Here is an 18,069-nt window from a genome sequence, read left to right as displayed (position 1 = left end):
GGAATACATGTATATAGTTCATTACAAATCTCATAAAGTATTATAAGAGCAGAGTAGAAAATCTTCCGTTTTATAGGCAGAGAGGACGCAGATGGTTACAATCAGTCTTTGCATGATCGTAAAAAATGAGGAGAGAGTGCTTGGTAGATGTCTGGAATCTGTGCAGGAGATTGCAGATGAGATTATCATAGTTGATACGGGTTCTGAAGACCGGACGAAAGAGATCGCAGAAAAATATCATGCCAGAGTATTTGAACAGGAATGGCAGGATGATTTTTCAAGAGCAAGGAACTATTCATTTTCTCAGGCAGAGATGGACTACTGTATGTGGCTTGATGCAGATGATATTATTACGAAAAGTGAAGTGCTGAAACTGAAGCGATGGAAAGAAAAAACAGACGGATCATCAGATGTGATAATGATCCGATATGTGGCAGGCTTTGATGAAAAAAGAAATCCGACATTAGTCTATTATCGTGAAAGAATAGTAAAAAGAAATAAGGATTTTCAGTGGCAGGGACGGGTGCATGAGACGTTAGCCGTCAGAGGCAGGACGGAATACCTGGACTGTGAGATAGAGCATCACAGCATAAAAACGGAATACTCAAGAAGAAATCTCGAGATATATCAAAAGATGGAATCAGATGGAGAAGTGTTATCGGCAAGAGACAGATTCTATTATGGACGAGAGTTGTTTTATCACAGGGAGTATGTGGAGGCGGTGGATAACCTCCTGAAATTTCTGCAATTACCGGAGGGCTTTGTGGAAAACCAGGCGGAGGCATGCAGAGTGGCAGCACGATGCTGTTATGAACTGAAACAAAATGGAATGGCACTGGAGTTTCTGTACAGGGGACTGACATACCGGACACCGTCGGGAGAACTATGCTGTGATATAGGCAAACATTTCTTTGACAGAAAGAAATGGGAACAGGCGGCATTCTGGTACAGAAATGCACTGCAGGTATCTGAAAATGCAAAGACAGGAGGTTTTGTGGAAAAAGAGTGCTATGGCTATATTCCATGCATTCAGCTGAGTGTCTGCTGGTATTATCTTGGCGATATTGAAAAAGCGTTTCAGTATCATTGTCAGGCGGGCACGTATAAACCTTACGGGAGAGAATTTCTGAAAAATCAGCAGTATTTTATCTCAGTCAAACAGTAAATACAGATTACCGATGTACATCTGACTATTGTTGTCTGAAGTAAAGGGAACAGGAAAGACTGACTGCGCATATCCTAAAGAGAGAAATATTTTAGCAGGGAGCAACAGATGGATTTTTTCAGAAAAAACAGAGAAGCTGACTGTCAGAGTCAGGGCTGCTGCAACTGTGGATGTCCAGGTCCGACCGGTCCTATGGGACCAAGAGGATGTCCTGGTGCAACTGGTCCCCAGGGACCACAGGGATTACAGGGAATCCAGGGACCAACCGGAGCAATCGGACCAACCGGAGCAACTGGAGCCACCGGATTGCAGGGACCACAGGGAATTCAGGGTCCGGCCGGAGTCCAGGGAGCAACAGGACCGCAGGGAATCCAGGGACCAATTGGTGTGACGGGAGCAACAGGCCCAGCCGGGCCACAGGGGATTCCAGGTCCAACCGGTCCGGTGGGTGCAGATGGACCAGTAGGAGCAACCGGTCCAACCGGCCCTGCAGGTACCATAACTCCTGCGGCAGCGGTCGCAAATGCGACAAGTGCGGAAGATGTGGTAAATCAGTTTAATCTTCTGCTTGCAAATATGCGGGCGGCAGGATTACTGGCAGAATAGGACAGAGTAACGTAACTGTCCACAGTAACTAAAAAACATGGTATGACAGAGTATTTCTGTTGTACTGTGTTTTTTTCTTTATAAAGATATATATATATGGAATATGTCTGGCATAAAAAGGAATAGATTAATATCCCCCCACAGGGCTTATAGAAGACAGCCCGTTTTGGTATCATTGAGTAAGTTACCAAATGAAAAAAAGCGAGGGAACAGAAGAATGAAAAAGGGACTTTTAACAATGGCCGGAATGCTTCTGACTGTATCACTGGTCAGCGCCGGAACCACAGTGCCTGTACTGGCAGACGAAGAAACAACACTGGTATATGGAAGCGGAGATTATACCAGAATCAACCCGGCTATGGACGAACATGGCGAGATCAATATTCTGATCTTCAACGGATTAACTGCACATGACGGAGACAATCAGGTAGTTCCGGGACTGGCAGAAAGCTGGGATTTTGATGATGCAACAAACACCTACACATTCCATATGGCAGAAGATGCTAAGTGGCAGGATGGCGAACCTGTTACAGCAGACGATGTTAAATTTACCATCGAGGCTATCATGGATCCGGAAAATGCTTCTGAGAATGCACCGAACTACGAGGACGTAGAAGAGATCAATGTGATTGATGACCATACAGTTGCATTCAAAATTGAGGACAAGAACGTTGCATTCCTTGACTATATGACAATGGCAGTTCTTCCTAAGCATCTGCTTGAGGGAGAGGATATGCAGACTTCTGATTTCTTCCGTAACCCGGTAGGAACAGGCCCATACAAAATTGAATCCTGGGATGAAGGACAGGCTATCACACTGGTTAAAAATGAAGATTATTTCAAAGGTGAGCCTTCCATCGACAAAATCGTATTCAAGATTGTACCGGATGATAATGCAAAAGCTCTTCAGTTAAAATCCGGAGAACTGGATATGGCTCTTCTGACACCGAAGGATGCAGTTTCTTTTGCTGATGATGACGCATACACATGTTATGATATGAAGACAGCTGATTATCGTGGAATCATGTTCAACTTTGGAAACGAATACTGGCAGAAAAACCGTGATCTGATCCCGGCAGTATGCTACGGACTTGACCGTCAGGCAATCATTGATGCAGTTATCCTGGGACAGGGAATGCCTGCTTATGGTCCTCTTCAGAGAAATATTTACAACTGTGAAGATGTTGAACACTATGATTACAATCCGGAAAAATCAAAAGAGATCCTTGAAGCAGCCGGATGTGAAATGGGTGATGACGGATTCTACTACCGCGATGGCGAAAAAGTTGGTTTTGTTATCAGCGTAAGTGCCGGAGATCAGGTACGTATTGATATGGCTCAGATCGCAGCACAGGAACTGAAAGAAATCGGCATGGATGTATCTGTGGATATTCCCGCACAGACAGACTGGGCCGGACAGATGGCATTCCTGATCGGATGGGGAAGCCCGTTTGATGCTGACGACCACACATACAAAGTATTCGGAACAGATAAGGGAGCAAACTACTCCAGTTACTCTAATGAAGAAGTAGACAAGTATCTGACAGAAGCAAGACAGTCAGCTGATCCGGAAGTTCGTAAAGAAGCTTATGCTAATTTCCAGAAAGTTCTGGCAGAAGATCCGGCTTATGCAATGATCTGCTATATCGATGCTAACTACGTAGCTGACAGTAACATTAAGGGAATCGATCCTGATACCATTATGGGACATCACGGAGTAGGTATTTTCTGGAATGTTGCAGACTGGACAATCGAATAATAAGAAATGGGTTGTGATGGGGGCACTCGGAGTGCCCCCATTTTTACACGAGCGGAAAAAGGGTTAAAAATGGAACATTTATTAGAGGTCAAAAATCTTTCGGTTACTATAGATGGTTTCTCGGGAGAGGTTCAGGCAGTGAGAGACGTCTCTTTTTCATTAAAGAAGGGAGAAGTGCTGGCTATAGTTGGAGAATCCGGATGTGGAAAGAGTGTGCTCTGCAAAAGTATCATGAAGCTTTTGCCGCCAAGCGCAAAGATAAAAGAGGGCAGTATCTGTGTTAATGGACAGGACATTACCTGTTACAGGGAGAAGGAGATGCAAAAACTGCGTGGAAAAGTTTTTTCCATGATTTTTCAGGATCCTATGACTTCTCTGAATCCAACTATTAAAATTGGAAAACAAATCGCGGAAGCAGTGATCATTCACAATAAGAATTATACAAAAGATCAGGTAGATCAGAAGGTACTTGAACTTATGGAACTGGTTGGTATTTCGCATCCTAAGGAACGCTATCATCAGTATCCCTGGCAGTTCTCCGGTGGGATGCGCCAGAGATGCGTTATGGCGATCGCACTTGCATCAGATCCGGATATTTTATTTGCAGATGAGCCGACGACTGCACTGGATGTGACCATACAGGCACAGATTCTGGATCTTCTGCGCGAAATACAGATGAAACTGGGAACAGCTACCATACTGGTATCCCATGATCTGGGAGTTGTTGCCCGGGTAGCGGATCGGGTAGCGGTAATGTATGCGGGCAAGATTGTAGAGATCGGTACAGCTGAGGAAGTCTATTATGATCCGAGGCATCCATATACATGGGGGTTGATGAGATCACTTCCGGCATTTGCGAACGGAAAAGAAAGTCTGTATACGATTCCGGGTATGCCGCCGACTTTGATCGATCCACCAAAGGGTGATGCTTTTGCATGTCGAAATGAATATGCCTTAAATATTGACTATGAAGAAATGCCGCCTATGTTTAAGATCACAGATACGCATTATGCGGCAACCTGGCTGCTAGATCCAAGGGCTCCACAGATCAAATCACCTATGGGAGGTCAGCACAGTGAGTAAAGAAGTATTATTAGATGTCAGGCATCTGACCCAGCAGTTTCATCTGACAAAAGAGATCAAAGTAAAGGCTGTGGATGATGTATCATTTCAGATCCATAAAGGTGAGATCTTTGGTCTGGTAGGAGAATCTGGCTCCGGAAAATCCACAGTAGCCAGATGTCTGATGAATATTTATCAGCCTGCACAGGGCGAAATCTGGTACAAGGGTGTCAATATCTGTGACAAAAAGGAATTCAAAAAGTATAAAAAGATGCTGCAGACCAGACGCCAGATGATCTTTCAGGATTCCGCATCCAGTCTGAATCAGAAAATGAAAGTATCCGATATCATTACGGAACCTATGAGGATCCAGCATATCACATCTCCGAGAGGAAGCTTTGTGAAAGAAGCAGCCTTTCAGATGGAGTATGTAGGACTTGAGAAGAGTTTCCTGGATCGTTATCCGTCCGAGTTATCCGGCGGGCAGAGACAGAGAGTGGCAATAGCCAGATCTCTTTGTATGGAACCGGAATTTCTGGTTGCGGATGAACCGATCGCTTCTCTGGATGTGTCTATACAGGCACAGATCGTGAATCTGTTCCGACATTTGCAGGAGGATCATGGATTTACATTTTTATTTATCGCTCATGACCTGGCCATGGTCGAGTATCTTTGTGACCGTGTCGGAGTCATGTATCATGGAAAACTGGTAGAACTGGCACCGTCAGAAGAACTGTATTCTAATCCGGTGCACCCTTATACAAAAACATTGCTGTCTGCGATTCCTGTTCCGGATCCCATCAGAGAAAGACAAAGAGTACTTAAATATTATGATGGTGAAGGAATGGAAAACAGTGTGTGGACAGAAGTGTCACCGGGACATTTTGCGATGCTTCCAGATGGCAGAAAGGGGTGCAGCATATAATGAGACAAAAAAAGTTAGTCTACTATGGTAAAAAATGCCTGATATTTCTGATTTCAGTATTTATATTGTCTGTTGTAGTATTTTATGTAGCACGTCTGGCACCGGGCGATCCGTTGATTTCCTATTATGGTGATCGTACAGAGAAGATGAGTCCGGAAGAACGTGAATGGGCTATGGAAAAACTGGGTCTGAATGAACCGATTTCTGTACAGTATGTGAAGTGGGTAAAAAATGCTTTTCATGGAGAGTTTGGTATTTCATTTAAATACAAACAGGATGTATTAGAAGTGATCGGTGGCCGTATCGGCAATACACTTCTGCTGGGAGGAATCGGATTTATCATTATGTTCGCGGGAGCATTGCTTCTGGGAATCCTATGTGCCTGGTACGAAAACCGGCTGGCAGATCGGATTTTATGTAAATTGGGTACGATATCCAGCTGTATTCCTGAGTTCTGGATGGCGTTGGTGCTGATCCTTATTTTCTCCGTAAATCTCAAGATCCTGCCAAGTAGTGGTGCTTACAGTACCGGAAAGGCAGGAGATGTTGGAGACAGGGTGATTCATCTGATCATGCCATTGACGATCGTAGTTCTTGAGCATCTGTGGTACTATGCTTACATGATCCGAAATAAAATCCTTGAAGAAGTTCGTGCAGATTACGTGCTTCTGGCGAAGGCCAAGGGACTGGATAAGAAAAAGCTTATGTTCAGACATTGCGTTCGAAACGTGATGCCTGCTTACTTAAGTATCATGGCTATTGCAGTTCCTCATGTACTTGGTGGAACCTATGTTGTAGAAAGTGTATTCTCGTATCCTGGAATTGGAGCTCTGTCTTATGAGAGTGCCAGATATCATGATTACAATCTGCTGATGTTGCTTTGTATGATGTCAGGAATCCTGGTTATTTTCTGTAATATCGTCAGCCAGACTATCAATGAACAGATTGATCCTCGTATGAAGGATGAAGTAATAACCGAGAAATCGGAGGTAGTAGAAGGATGACAAATCATTTATTTGAACTGGCAGGAAACAGAAAGACAGAGACAGTAGTTCCGAGAGCAAAGAAAAAATGGTACGAGGGTAAACCGATAGTTTCTGCTATCATATTGATTCTTATTGTTCTTGGATGTTTGTGTGCAGAACTGATCATGACAAAGGATCCTGCATACATGGATCTGCTGAACTATAACAAAGCACCGGATAAGGAGTTCCTCTTTGGTACGGATACTATGGGAAGAGACATTTTTTCCATGATATGGTATGGAGGAAGAATTTCACTTCTGATCGGTGGATTAGCTACGGTCATTTCTACTTTTATTGCAGTGGTAGTTGGCGCATTCAGTGGTGTGGCACCGGCATGGCTTGATGAACTGATCATGAGATTTACAGAAGTTTTTCTGAGCATACCAACCTTGCTTCTTATTATTTTGCTTCAGGCTATTCTGGGAAATGCAAATATCCTCAGTCTGTCGTTCGTAATTGGCGTGACCAGCTGGACCAGTATTGCGAAAGTGGTACGTACCGAGGTTCGACAGATCCGAAACAGTGAGTACATCATCGCAGCAAAATGTATGGGAGCAGGTTTCTTCCGCGTTTTGTGGAAGCATCTGGTGCCGAACTTTTTCTCATCCATTATGTTTATGGTGGTCATGAATGTGCGAACAGCAATGATTTCTGAGGCTACTCTGAGTTTTATGGGAATTGGTCTTCCGATAGAGGTCATCACATGGGGAAGTATGTTATCACTGTCAGATAAAGCTCTGATGACAGGATCCTGGTGGATCATTCTGATCCCGGGTCTTTTTCTGATCGCTACAGTACTTTGCCTGACCAATATAGGAAATGCCTGCAGAGAGCAGACAAACAGAAAAGAAAGTAACTTTTAGGATAATGAGGTCGCGGATCGCGGCCTTATTTTTGTGAAAAAACTGTTTGAGGTTTGAGACAGAGGGAAAGGAGTATACTTGCCTGGAAAGGGATATATTGATATAATGTAACTATTGTTCTCTGAAAATTCTGACGATGATTTTTTCAGAACAAAAAAGGTAACTGTAAATGCAGCTATCAAAGGAGGAAAAAGTAAATGAAAAAAGGAAAGGCAAAAGTATTCCTGACATTTCTGGTAATTCTGATCGCAGGTATCTATTATTATGTGACGATACCGGCGATCAACATTCATGCTTCCGGTTTCTGGACATTTATTCTGAGCGTGATCGTTTTATTATTGGCAGCTTACGGGATAAAGATGCGGTTCACCAGCTTTCAGGAAGCAAAAAGAAGCAAGGTGTTCAGAATCGGCGGCATTCTGTTTGTAGCATTGGTGATTGTTTTTGCAGTGGGAAGTATTTTATCCTCACCAATTGTAAATGCAAAAAAATATCGAAATCTTCTTACAATTGAGGAACGTGATTTTTCAAAAGATATCCAGCCGGTGAATTTCAGTCAGATTCCATTGCTGGATAAAGACAGTGCAGCGATTCTGGGAAACAGAAAGATGGGCAGCATGGTTGATATGGTGTCTCAGTTTGAGGTCAGCGATCTGTATTCCCAGATCAATTATCAGGAAAAACCGATCCGTGTCACTCCATTGGTGTATGCGAGTCCGGTGAAATGGCTGACAAACCAGTCGCAGGGAATTCCGGCATATATTATGATCGATATGACAACTCAGGATACCAGTCTTGTAAAACTGGATAAACCGATTCGATATTCTGAGGCGGAATACCTGAACAGAAATATTTACCGTCACTTACGTTTCAAGTATCCGACATATATTTTTGACCAGCTGAGCTTTGAAATTGATGATGAAGGAGTTCCTTACTGGATCTGTCCGGTACGGGATTATACCATCGGTTTATTTGGCGGTGCGACCATAGGAAGAGTTGTCATTTGCAATGCACAGACAGGAGAATGTCAGGATTATGCGCTGAAAGACTGTCCGGAATGGGTGGACCGTGCCAATCCGGCTGATCTTTTGATCCAGCAGTATAATTATTATGGAACTCTGGTAAATGGATATATCAACAGTATTTTTGGACAGAAGGGATGTCTGAAGTCCACAGATGGATATAATTATATGGCTATGGAAGATGATGTGTGGGTATATACCGGCGTGACTTCTGTAAGTGGGGATCAGTCTAATGTAGGATTTGTTCTGATGAATCAGAGAACCCGGGAAACCCGCTACTATAAAGTAAATGGTGCAGAAGAATATTCAGCTATGGGATCTGCAGAAGGACAGGTACAGAACCTCGGATATCAGGCTACTTTCCCGATTCTTTTGAATATTTCAAATGAACCGACATACTTTATGGCATTAAAGGACAGTGCAGGACTTGTAAAAAAATATGCGATGGTCAATATTCAGAAATATCAGAATGTTGCGATCGGAGATACGGTATCAGCCTGCCAGGATGCATATATAAAACTGTTGAATACCAGTGGTATTACATCAGGGAATACAGGTGATTCCAAAAAGATGACAGGTACGATCCGGAGAATCGCACAGAGTGTTCTCGATGGAAACTCTCATTTCTATCTGGTGCTGAATGATCATGAAGAAATTTTTGATGTGCCGGTTCAGGACTTCCTTCAGGTGGTAACACTTCAGGAAGGTGACAAGGTCACGGTTGAATATCTGGAAGGTACACCAGTGTGTACGGTTTTGAATATTGAGTAATAGAAGAAAAAGATCTGACTTCATCAGAAGTCAGATCTTTTTTGGTCCGGCAGTACTGTTGCGTTCTATGATATCATAAGGGAATAATATCTTTACATGTTTTGAATGGCCGCCTTCGATGCGGTCGATCAGTATTTTGGCTGCCATCTGCCCCATTTCATCAAGAGGAATATGTGTAGTTGTTAATGAAGGAGTCAGGTACTGCGCGGTATCAATATCATCAATGCTGGCAACTGATACGTCTTCGGGAATGCGAAGACCATGTTCTTTGATTGCCTTCATTGCACCGATAGCGGTTATATCATCAGCACAGAAGAAAGCGGTTGCGTCACAGCCGTTGGCAAGAAGAGCACGGACGCCGTTATATCCTTCTTCTGTGGATTGAACAATATTCGTAACATATTCCGGATTAATGGAAATGCCGGCTTTTTCCAGAGCAGAGCAATATCCGATATAACGATTCTCGTTTTGCGATTCGCCGATGTAGGCGATCTTGTTATGTCCCTGTTCTATAAGACGAGAGACCACAGCATGACTGATCTCTGCACCATCGCATATGATCTGGTCATATTTTGCATCCAGATTATTCAATCCTGAGTAGACAACATACTGGAAATGTTTCTTCAGAAATTTCAGAAGATCCTTATCACAGCGTCCAAGAACAGCAATGCCGTCAATATCATTAGTGGCAATCAACTGTAAAGTAGAGGGATCATCAATATCAAAGGCAGAAAATGTATATTTCAAAATATAGTTGTGACGAAATGCTTCCTGTTCAATGCTTTTGGCGAGCGTAGAGAAAAAATAATCAGATGCACCATCCGGAACTCTTGCAAAAAGACAGGCAATAGAATGTAATTGTTTTGCAGGAGATGAGTCGGATGCTTCAGCAGTACCTTTTTTTGCATGTTTTGGAACATAATTGGTACGTTTTGCTATTTCCAGTATACGCTCCTTAACCTCTTTACTGACAGGACTGTTGGCATTTTGGTTGATCACACGTGAAACTGTTGAAATCGATACACCTGCTTCTGCTGCAATTTCTTTCAGTGTCATGGGAGAACTCCTTTCCTGTTGCGGGATTTGTGACGGCACAGGAGTGCCGTTTTGTTACATTATTTTACTGAAATCAGTATAACTGATTTGTATGCAAAAAAACAGATATAATATAGGAAATATAAAGAAATATAGAGCAAACGTTTGCTGATAAACAGAATGATTTTTTTATGGTACATGATAAGATAAAATCAGAGATTAAAATATATTGGAAATGGGGGAAGCAAAATGAAAGAAGAACCAAAAAGTAAAGGATATGTACTGCGAAAGTTGTTTTTTGCATGTTTGTATCTTAGTACATTTACTTTTGGCGGCGGTTATGTGATCGTTACTTTGCTAAAAGAAAAATTCGTAGATCAATATCATTGGATTGAAGAAGATGAAATGCTGGATCTGGTTGCAATTGCTCAGTCTTCACCGGGAGCAATCGCAGTAAACGGAGCTATCATTGTCGGATATAAGCTTGCAGGAATACCTGGAATGCTGGTATCTGTTATAGGGGCAATCATCCCTCCGATGGTAATTTTATCAGTTATTTCTGTATTTTATGATGCATTTTGTTCTAATTATTACATTGCGGCATTATTAAAAGGCATGACTGCAGGGGTTGGAGCTGTTATTATGTCTGTAGTGTATGATATGGGAAAAAATGTTGTAAAATCAAAAGACTGGATTAATGTAGTAATTATGATCATTAGTTTTTGTCTCAGTTATTTCCTGAATATTAATATCATCTATATAATACTCTCAGTTGCCGCATTTGGAATGGTACGGACAATAGTAAAAGGAGGCAGGGAAAAATGATATATATTCAGCTCTTTTTAAGTTTTCTTCAGGTTGGAGCATTGAGTTTTGGTGGGGGATACGCCGCAATGCCGTTGATACAGGAACAGGTGGTGAATTTACATGGATGGCTTTCCATGAGCGAATTTACAAACCTGATTACGATTGCTGAAATGACACCGGGACCGATCGCCGTAAATTCAGCAACTTTTGTGGGAATGCAGATATCTGGTATTTTGGGTGCTGTAATTGCCACACTGGGATGTATTCTTCCATCCTGCATTATTGTAACCCTGCTTGCATATGTCTATATGAAATATCGGAATATGTCATTACTTCAGGGTACATTGTCATCACTTCGTCCGGCAGTTGTGGCCATGATCGCCAAAGCCGGAGTGACGATTCTGATTTCAGCATTTTTCCTGGACGGAACAGTCAATCTTATCCGCCAGAATGTATGTGCACAGATGATCGTATTCTTTGTGATCGCGATGGTACTGCTTCGTAAATTTAAATTGAATCCTATACTGGCAATGGTTCTGTGTGGTGTGGCAAATGTGATTCTGAGTGCTGTGCAGAGAGCATAGCCGCAGGAATGCCGGGGCATTTTGTAATGTCAAGACAAAAGCAAACGTTTGAGTAATCTTAAATTGCAAATACATAAAAAAATGATTATTATAGGCTCAAACAAAATAATAGCAATGACCAACAACGAGGTTGAAAAGATTAAATTCTTTTTGACCTCTTTTTTTTCTTTCTATCTTGTAAAAATACACAAAAAACAAAGGGATAAATTATACAAAATATATAGACAACGTTTTCATTAATTGTGCTTTTGTTTTTGCGTCAATATGTTAAGATAAGACTACAAAGTAAAAAGTGAATAAAACACATTCATGAAAAACAAAAAGTTTATTGTAAAATGCACAATAGACAACAGAAAGGAAAGCGGAATATGTCACAAAATGTATTAGTGGTACATGGTGGTGGACCTACAGCAGTCATTAATGCATCCCTTTATGGTGTGATTGAAGAAGCGAAACGAAATCCGGAGGTTGGAAAGGTTTACGGTGCTATTGGAGGAACCGGAGCAATTTTTTCAGAAACTTTCATTGATTTAACTTCGTTTAATGATGAAAAATTAAAGCTTCTTTTGCATACACCTGCTTCGGCAATTGGCTCTTCAAGATATCCTTTGTATGAAAAAGATTATGAAAAGATGGTGGATATCTTTAAGAAGCATGATATTAAATATGTCCTTCTGAATGGTGGAAACGGAACCATGGATGCATGCGGTCATATTTATGAAGTCTGTAAGGATCAGGATATCAAAGTGGTGGGAATTCCAAAGACTATTGACAATGATATCGCGATGACAGACCACTCGCCGGGATATGGAAGTGCAGCAAGATTCATTGCAGCTTCTACCCAGGAGGTTGGCGAAGATGTAAAATCTCTTCCTATCCATGTATGTATTATGGAAGCCATGGGAAGAAATGCCGGATGGATCACAGCAGCGTCTGCACTGGCAAGAAGAAAACAGGGAGATGCTCCTCATCTGATCTATCTGCCGGAACGAAATTTCAACGAAGATGAGTTCCTTGAAGATGTGGCAGCACTTCAGAAAAAACAAGGCGGAGTGGTAGTTCTGGTAACTGAAGGACTTCATGATAAAAATGGAGAATCTATCGTTCCTCCGATCTTCAAATCAGAAAGAGCTGTCTACTATGGAGATGTAAGTTCTCATCTGGCGAACCTGGTAGTCAAGAAACTTGGAATTAAGGCAAGAAGTGAGAAACCTGGTCTTTGCGGAAGAGCTTCTGTAGCACTTCAGTCGTCAGTGGACAGAGAAGAGGCAAGACAGGCAGGTGCAGCTGCATTAAAAAGTGCAGTAGAAGGACACAGCGGAGTGATGGTTGGATTTGAAAGAGTTCCGGGAACTGTGTACCAGATGAAAACCAAACTTGTTCCTATCAAAGAGGTTATGCTTTATGAGAGAAAGATGCCTGACAGTTTCATAAATGAAAGAGGTAATGATGTGACACAGGAATTTGTAGACTGGTGTCGTCCGCTGATCGGAGAGCCGCTTCCGGAATTCCTGAATTTCAAGGATTACCTTTAAAAACGAAATAAAAATGAATATGTTCCATTGAAAGGAGAGTAACTATGGACAAAAAGAAAAAAGGAGCACTGCAGTCTATCCCGGGATGGACATGGGTACTGATTTCCCTTGCAGTAGCTGTTCTGTTATGGTTTGCATTATCTATCAACCCGAAGACAGCACGAAGCTTCCCATTTATCCCGGCAATTCTTGAGGCGGCCAAAAAAATGGTCGATAACGGTGCACTTGCACAGGACTTCTGCAGTTCTATGATTTCAATTCTGGCTGGTTTTGCACTTGGATTTGTGACAGCAGTTCCGGTCGCATTCCTGATGGCATGGTATTTACCGGTAAGAGGAATCCTGGAACCATGGATCCAGTTTATTCGTAACATCCCGCCTCTTGCTTATGTACCGCTGGTTGTTATCACAGCAGGTGTCGGAAGAAAACCACAGATCATCGTTATCTGGATTGCAACATTCCTGATTATGACAGTTACAATCTATCAGGGTGTAAGAAACATTGATAACACACTTGTAAAAGCAGCCAAAGTTCTTGGTGCAAAAGACAGAGATATCTTTGTTAAAGTAATTTTCCCGGCTACAACACCTTTTATTTTAACTGCCGTACGTCTTGGTATTTCTGTTGCGCTGACAACACTGATCGCAGCAGAAACAACAGGAGCAACTGCTGGTCTGGGAATGAGAATCCGTTCTCTGGCAAACAGTTTTGAGACAGCAGGTATGCTGATGTACATCATCATCATCGGTATCATTGGTCTGGTTATGGAAAAAATCATTAAATACTTAGAAAGAAGGGTAACAGGATGGCAGGAGAAGAGAGATTGACAAAACTTAAGATTGATAACGTTAAAAAGGTTTATCAGACCCGTAATGGTGAGATGACTGCATTAAACGGAGTAAATCTTGATATTAAAGAAAATGAGTTTATCTGTGTGGTAGGACCTTCTGGATGTGGTAAATCTACATTACTGAACATTATTGCCGGTCTGGATACCCCAACCAGTGGAGCTGTTTATATTGATGGCAAGAAAATTGAAGGAACCGGTACAGAGAGAGGCGTTGTATTCCAGCAGTATGCACTGTTCCCATGGCTGACAGTTCTGAAGAATGTTATGTTTGGACTGAAGTTGCAGGGAAAAAGCGATGCAGAAGCAAAAGAGATAGCAATGAAATATATCAAGATGGTACAGCTTGAAGATTTCGTAAATCATTATCCGAAGGAACTTTCCGGTGGTATGAAACAGCGTGTTGCTATTGCAAGAGCCTATGCAGTAAAACCTGAAGTTCTTCTTATGGATGAACCGTTTGGTGCGCTGGATGCCCAGACAAGAACTCAGCTTCAGACAGAACTTCTGAAAACCTGGGAAAGTGAAAGAAAAACATGCTTCTTTATCACACATGATGTTGATGAGGCTATTATTCTGGCTCAGAAAGTTATCGTTATGAGTGCAAGACCGGGACGTATTAAAGAAATCGTAGATATTGATATTCCGTATCCGCGTGATCAGGAAACAAAAATGAGCCCAAGATTTATGGAGCTTAAGAATCATATCTGGAGTCAGGTATATCAGGAATATCTGGAAGTAAGAAAATAATAAATTTTGACCGTTTTCAATCCGGAACGGTTCGGAATAAACGTAATCACTAAATACTACCCAAAAAAGAAAGGAAGTAAGAAAATGAAGAAAACATGGAAGAAGTTAGCAGCAATAGCAGTAACCGCATCTATGGCAATCTGTGGCGGAGTAATGAGCGTAAGTGCAGCAGCGGAAGAAACACCGGAAAAAGTAACGGTAAACGTAGCTTACATGCCTGACTATGCGAGCTTAAATGGTCTGATCTCAGCAGTTGAGCTTGGATATTTTGAAGATGAGAACATTGATGTGCAGCTTACAGAATTCGCAGATGGCCCGACAATCATTCAGGCTATGGAGTCCGGCTCTATCGATGTTGGTTATATCGGACAGGGTGCTCACAAACTCTGCATCAATGGTAAAGCAGATATCTTTGCACTTGCACACGTATCCAACGGTGATGCTGTGATCGGAAGCAAAGAAAAAGGAACAGATACAATTGAAGGCTTAAAAGGAAAAACAATCGCATATTCTTCAGGAACATCCAGTGAAGATATCCTGAAAAAGACCCTTGCAAAAGGTGATATGACAATGGACGATATCACAGCAATGGATATGGATGCAACAAACATTGTAACAGCGATGCTTTCCGGAAGTGTTGATGCCTGCGCAACATGGGTACCGAACTCTCTGAAGGTTCTTCAGGAACTTGGCGATGATGGTGTACAGCTGACAGATAACAAGACATTTATTGATCAGACTGTATCTCTTGCAAGCTGGATCGCAATGCCGAAATATGCAGAAGAAAACCATGACGTACTCGTAAGATTTGCAAAAGCTCTTTACAAAGGATTTGACTATCGTGCAGATCACAGCCATGATGACGAAGTTTGCGGATGGATCGCTGACAAGATCAAACTTGACAAACAGACTCTTCTTGATCAGGTAAATGTAGCTGACTGGACAACAAGTGAATTCGTAAGAAACAATATGGATGATATCAAAGGCTACTATGAACTGCAGCAGAAAACATTCATTGAAAGCGGTGACTGTGAAGAAACACCAGTTGACGATTATGTTCTCTTCGATGTAATGGAAGAAGCATGTGCTGAATAATTAATATAACCTTCAGATTACACAGGCAGTAATGTCTGTGTAATCTTTAAAAAGAATATACACACGTGTGTACACAGGGAGGAAGAAATGAAAAACACATGGAAAAAATTAGCGGTAATGGTAGTGACCGCATCTATGGTAATCTGTGGCGGAGCAATGAGTGTAAGTGCAGCAGCAGAAACACCGGAAAAAGTAACGGTAAATGTAGCTTATATGCCGGATTATTCAAGCTTGAATGGTCTGATCTCAGCAGTTGAACTGGGTTACTTTGAAGATGAAAATATTGATGTAGAACTTACAGAATTTGCAGATGGCCCTACTGTTATTCAGGCTATGGAGTCCGGCTCTATTGATATTGGATATATCGGACAGGGCGCTCATAAACTCTGCATCAATGGCAGAGCAGATATCTTTGCACTTGCACACGTATCCAACAGTGATGGTGTGATCGGAAGCAAAGAAAAAGGAACAGATACGATCGAAGGCCTGAAAGGTAAAAAAATTGCATATTCTTCAGGAACATCCAGTGAAGATATCCTGAAAAAGACCCTTGCCAAGGGTGGTATGACAATGGATGATATTACGGCTATTGATATGGATGCAACTAATATTGTAACAGCAATGATTTCAGGAAGTGTTGATGCCTGTGCAACATGGGTACCAAACTCTTTGAAGGTTCTTCAGGAAGTGGATGATGCTATACAGCTGACAGACAACAAAACATTCCGTGCAGATACAGTATCTCTTGACAGCTGGATCGTAATGAAAAAATATTCAGAGGAAAATCGAGACCTGCTTGTAAGATTTGCAAGAGCTCTTTACAAGGGATTTGACTATCGAGCAGACCACAGTCATGACGATGAAGTCTGCGGATGGATCGCAGATAAGATCAAACTTGACAAACAGACTCTTCTTGAGCAGGTAAATGTAGCTGACTGGACAACAAGTGACTTTATAAGAAATCATCTGGATGAAGTTAAAGGATATTATGAACTGCAGCAGAAATCTTTCGTTGAAAGTGGTGACTGTGAAGAGACTCCGGTTGAGGATTATGTTCTCCTGGATGTAATGAAAGAAGCCTGCGCTGAATAACTAATATGGCTGTTTGATTACACAGGCAGTAATGTCTGTGTAATCTTTAAAAAGGCATTCTTGAATCGTGTGTATGCTGAAAAAGGAAAGTACCGGGAAAGGAACAAAACAGTGTATAACGGACGACAGAAAGTAACGAGAAAAGATGTGGCGAGGGAAGCCGGGGTATCAGAAACGATCGTTTCCTATGTGCTTAACAAAAACCGTTATGTAAAAGAAGAGAAAAGACAGCGCGTTCTTGAGGCTGTGGAAAAACTTCAGTATCAGCCTAATAATATAGCAAGGGCACTTCATGGAAAAGGCAGCCGGCAGATTCTTTTTATAGCAGAAGAACTGAGTAGTGGTTATTTTCCTGAACTGGTAAGCCAGATGAGCCGCGACGTTTACAAGCAGGGATATATGATCTCTCTTTGCGAAAGCAGAGGGGAGGAAGAATTTGTAAGTCAGATTTTAAGCAGACAGTTCGATGGTTTATTTGTCAGTGCATCGGGGGTGACGGACAGGGAACTGAAGCTTCTGGCGAAGTCGGGAGTTCCGATGGTGGTATTTTTGAACCGGGAAATAGAAAGCGACTTTCAGAATACTGTTTTGGTGGACACAGGACTTTATGAAGGGAGCAGGGAGTGCGTAAAACATCTTGTAAAAAACGGATGCAGGAATCTGATTTATCTGGATAAAACAGGAAGGCCCTGTGACAGGGATATCCATCTGAAGGGATTTCTGGATCAGATAAAAGAATCAGGTCTTGTTTTTGAACCGGAACAGAGAATTTCCGGGTGCGAAGATATAAAAGAACTGGAGGAGAGACTTCAGTTGATGCTGGAAAAAAATCCTTCAGTTGATGCAATAGTAGCAAGATATGATGAGCTGGCTGCAGTGGCACTTTCGGTGGCGCGAAGAATAGGAAGAAAAGTTCCGGATGATCTGGTGGTGACAGGCTTTGATAATGATTTTATAAGTAATTATGTAAGTCCGGCCCTTACTACAGTGGAGATTCGGAAAGAGGAAGTGGCAAAATCTGCAATGGAAGCACTTCTTGCGCTGATCCGAAATGAAAAAACGGATAAAAACATAAGTATTACAGCCAGACTGATCATTCGGGACAGTACAAAACAATAAATAGAAC

17 protein-coding genes are annotated in these 18,069 nt (G+C 42.0%); 16 read left to right on the top strand and 1 reads right to left on the bottom strand.

Annotation, left to right across the window (positions count from 1 at the left end):
• The first annotated feature begins 91 nt into the window (after positions 1-91).
• From LIR34_RS00525 to LIR34_RS00490, 8 genes are all read left to right on the top strand, one after another.
• Positions 92-1,165 carry a glycosyltransferase family 2 protein gene (locus LIR34_RS00525; protein WP_173901588.1) on the top strand — a complete coding sequence of 358 codons (1,074 nt, stop codon included), beginning with the start codon at positions 92-94 and terminating at the stop codon, positions 1,163-1,165.
• A 108-nt stretch (positions 1,166-1,273) separates the two neighbouring features.
• Positions 1,274-1,771 (top strand): collagen-like protein, encoded by a 498-nt coding sequence (locus tag LIR34_RS17740; RefSeq protein WP_173901589.1) that lies wholly within the window; start codon positions 1,274-1,276, stop codon positions 1,769-1,771.
• A gap of 217 nt (positions 1,772-1,988) precedes the next feature.
• Complete coding sequence (locus LIR34_RS00515) at positions 1,989-3,530, top strand: ABC transporter substrate-binding protein (RefSeq protein ID WP_173901590.1); 1,542 nt, start codon at positions 1,989-1,991, stop codon at positions 3,528-3,530.
• 69 nt (positions 3,531-3,599) lie between these two features.
• Positions 3,600-4,613 (top strand): ABC transporter ATP-binding protein, encoded by a 1,014-nt coding sequence (locus tag LIR34_RS00510; RefSeq protein ID WP_161285083.1) that lies wholly within the window; start codon positions 3,600-3,602, stop codon positions 4,611-4,613.
• The gene (locus LIR34_RS00505) at positions 4,606-5,517 is read left to right on the top strand and encodes an ATP-binding cassette domain-containing protein (RefSeq protein WP_173901591.1); all 912 of its coding nucleotides are present in this window, start codon (positions 4,606-4,608) and stop codon (positions 5,515-5,517) included. Before LIR34_RS00510 ends, LIR34_RS00505 begins: the two co-directional genes overlap by 8 nt.
• Positions 5,517-6,521, top strand: a complete 1,005-nt coding sequence (locus LIR34_RS00500) for an ABC transporter permease (protein WP_173901592.1) — start codon at positions 5,517-5,519, stop codon at positions 6,519-6,521. The genes LIR34_RS00505 and LIR34_RS00500 overlap by 1 nt, the downstream gene beginning before the upstream one ends.
• Entirely contained in the window at positions 6,518-7,405 is an 888-nt protein-coding gene (locus LIR34_RS00495) for an ABC transporter permease (RefSeq protein ID WP_161285086.1), read from the top strand. The genes LIR34_RS00500 and LIR34_RS00495 overlap by 4 nt, the downstream gene beginning before the upstream one ends.
• Positions 7,406-7,602: 197 nt before the next feature.
• Positions 7,603-9,198, top strand: a complete 1,596-nt coding sequence (locus LIR34_RS00490; RefSeq protein WP_161285087.1) for a CvpA family protein — start codon at positions 7,603-7,605, stop codon at positions 9,196-9,198.
• Between the two features lie 30 nt (positions 9,199-9,228).
• On the opposite strand, the gene LIR34_RS00485 is transcribed toward LIR34_RS00490, so the two are convergent.
• Positions 9,229-10,254 (bottom strand): LacI family DNA-binding transcriptional regulator, encoded by a 1,026-nt coding sequence (locus LIR34_RS00485; RefSeq protein WP_161285088.1) that lies wholly within the window; start codon positions 10,252-10,254, stop codon positions 9,229-9,231.
• 228 nt (positions 10,255-10,482) lie between these two features.
• On the opposite strand from LIR34_RS00485, the gene LIR34_RS00480 reads away from it, so the two are divergent.
• The 8 genes from LIR34_RS00480 to LIR34_RS00445 all read left to right on the top strand — a co-directional run bounded on the left by LIR34_RS00480 (position 10,483) and on the right by LIR34_RS00445 (position 18,062).
• Positions 10,483-11,058: a chromate transporter gene (locus LIR34_RS00480; protein ID WP_161285089.1), complete on the top strand. Its 576-nt coding sequence runs from the start codon at positions 10,483-10,485 to the stop codon at positions 11,056-11,058.
• Complete coding sequence (locus LIR34_RS00475) at positions 11,055-11,624, top strand: chromate transporter (protein WP_161285090.1); 570 nt, start codon at positions 11,055-11,057, stop codon at positions 11,622-11,624. Before LIR34_RS00480 ends, LIR34_RS00475 begins: the two co-directional genes overlap by 4 nt.
• 368 nt (positions 11,625-11,992) lie before the next feature.
• Positions 11,993-13,159: a diphosphate--fructose-6-phosphate 1-phosphotransferase gene (locus LIR34_RS00470; protein WP_173901593.1), complete on the top strand. Its 1,167-nt coding sequence runs from the start codon at positions 11,993-11,995 to the stop codon at positions 13,157-13,159.
• 44 nt (positions 13,160-13,203) lie between these two features.
• Positions 13,204-13,986, top strand: coding sequence for an ABC transporter permease (locus tag LIR34_RS00465; RefSeq protein ID WP_161285092.1), 783 nt, complete (start codon positions 13,204-13,206; stop codon positions 13,984-13,986).
• Positions 13,965-14,756, top strand: a complete 792-nt coding sequence (locus LIR34_RS00460) for an ABC transporter ATP-binding protein (protein ID WP_161285093.1) — start codon at positions 13,965-13,967, stop codon at positions 14,754-14,756. Before LIR34_RS00465 ends, LIR34_RS00460 begins: the two co-directional genes overlap by 22 nt.
• Positions 14,757-14,840: 84 nt before the next feature.
• Positions 14,841-15,851 (top strand): ABC transporter substrate-binding protein, encoded by a 1,011-nt coding sequence (locus LIR34_RS00455; protein ID WP_161285094.1) that lies wholly within the window; start codon positions 14,841-14,843, stop codon positions 15,849-15,851.
• 87 nt (positions 15,852-15,938) lie between these two features.
• Complete coding sequence (locus LIR34_RS00450; protein WP_161285095.1) at positions 15,939-16,943, top strand: ABC transporter substrate-binding protein; 1,005 nt, start codon at positions 15,939-15,941, stop codon at positions 16,941-16,943.
• A 111-nt stretch (positions 16,944-17,054) separates the two neighbouring features.
• Positions 17,055-18,062 carry a LacI family DNA-binding transcriptional regulator gene (locus LIR34_RS00445; RefSeq protein WP_161285096.1) on the top strand — a complete coding sequence of 336 codons (1,008 nt, stop codon included), beginning with the start codon at positions 17,055-17,057 and terminating at the stop codon, positions 18,060-18,062.
• Positions 18,063-18,069: the final 7 nt, after the last annotated feature.

Origin of the sequence: Blautia sp. MSK17_66 (genome assembly GCF_020538025.1) — a bacterium.
Classification (GTDB): domain Bacteria; phylum Bacillota; class Clostridia; order Lachnospirales; family Lachnospiraceae; genus Blautia_A.
This window is presented reverse-complemented; position numbering and strand designations above follow the sequence as displayed.

Bases quoted from the DNA above. Each gene is read 5' to 3' on its own strand.
- LIR34_RS00525 (WP_173901588.1), top strand. From the start codon at position 92: ATGGTTACAATCAGTCTTTGCATGATCGTAAAAAATGAGGAGAGAGTG.
- LIR34_RS17740 (WP_173901589.1), top strand. From the start codon at position 1,274: ATGGATTTTTTCAGAAAAAACAGAGAAGCTGACTGTCAGAGTCAGGGC.
- LIR34_RS00515 (WP_173901590.1), top strand. From the start codon at position 1,989: ATGAAAAAGGGACTTTTAACAATGGCCGGAATGCTTCTGACTGTATCA.
- LIR34_RS00510 (WP_161285083.1), top strand. From the start codon at position 3,600: ATGGAACATTTATTAGAGGTCAAAAATCTTTCGGTTACTATAGATGGT.
- LIR34_RS00500 (WP_173901592.1), top strand. From the start codon at position 5,517: ATGAGACAAAAAAAGTTAGTCTACTATGGTAAAAAATGCCTGATATTT.
- LIR34_RS00495 (WP_161285086.1), top strand. From the start codon at position 6,518: ATGACAAATCATTTATTTGAACTGGCAGGAAACAGAAAGACAGAGACA.
- LIR34_RS00490 (WP_161285087.1), top strand. From the start codon at position 7,603: ATGAAAAAAGGAAAGGCAAAAGTATTCCTGACATTTCTGGTAATTCTG.
- LIR34_RS00485 (WP_161285088.1), bottom strand. From the start codon at position 10,254: ATGACACTGAAAGAAATTGCAGCAGAAGCAGGTGTATCGATTTCAACA.
- LIR34_RS00480 (WP_161285089.1), top strand. From the start codon at position 10,483: ATGAAAGAAGAACCAAAAAGTAAAGGATATGTACTGCGAAAGTTGTTT.
- LIR34_RS00475 (WP_161285090.1), top strand. From the start codon at position 11,055: ATGATATATATTCAGCTCTTTTTAAGTTTTCTTCAGGTTGGAGCATTG.
- LIR34_RS00470 (WP_173901593.1), top strand. From the start codon at position 11,993: ATGTCACAAAATGTATTAGTGGTACATGGTGGTGGACCTACAGCAGTC.
- LIR34_RS00465 (WP_161285092.1), top strand. From the start codon at position 13,204: ATGGACAAAAAGAAAAAAGGAGCACTGCAGTCTATCCCGGGATGGACA.
- LIR34_RS00460 (WP_161285093.1), top strand. From the start codon at position 13,965: ATGGCAGGAGAAGAGAGATTGACAAAACTTAAGATTGATAACGTTAAA.
- LIR34_RS00455 (WP_161285094.1), top strand. From the start codon at position 14,841: ATGAAGAAAACATGGAAGAAGTTAGCAGCAATAGCAGTAACCGCATCT.
- LIR34_RS00450 (WP_161285095.1), top strand. From the start codon at position 15,939: ATGAAAAACACATGGAAAAAATTAGCGGTAATGGTAGTGACCGCATCT.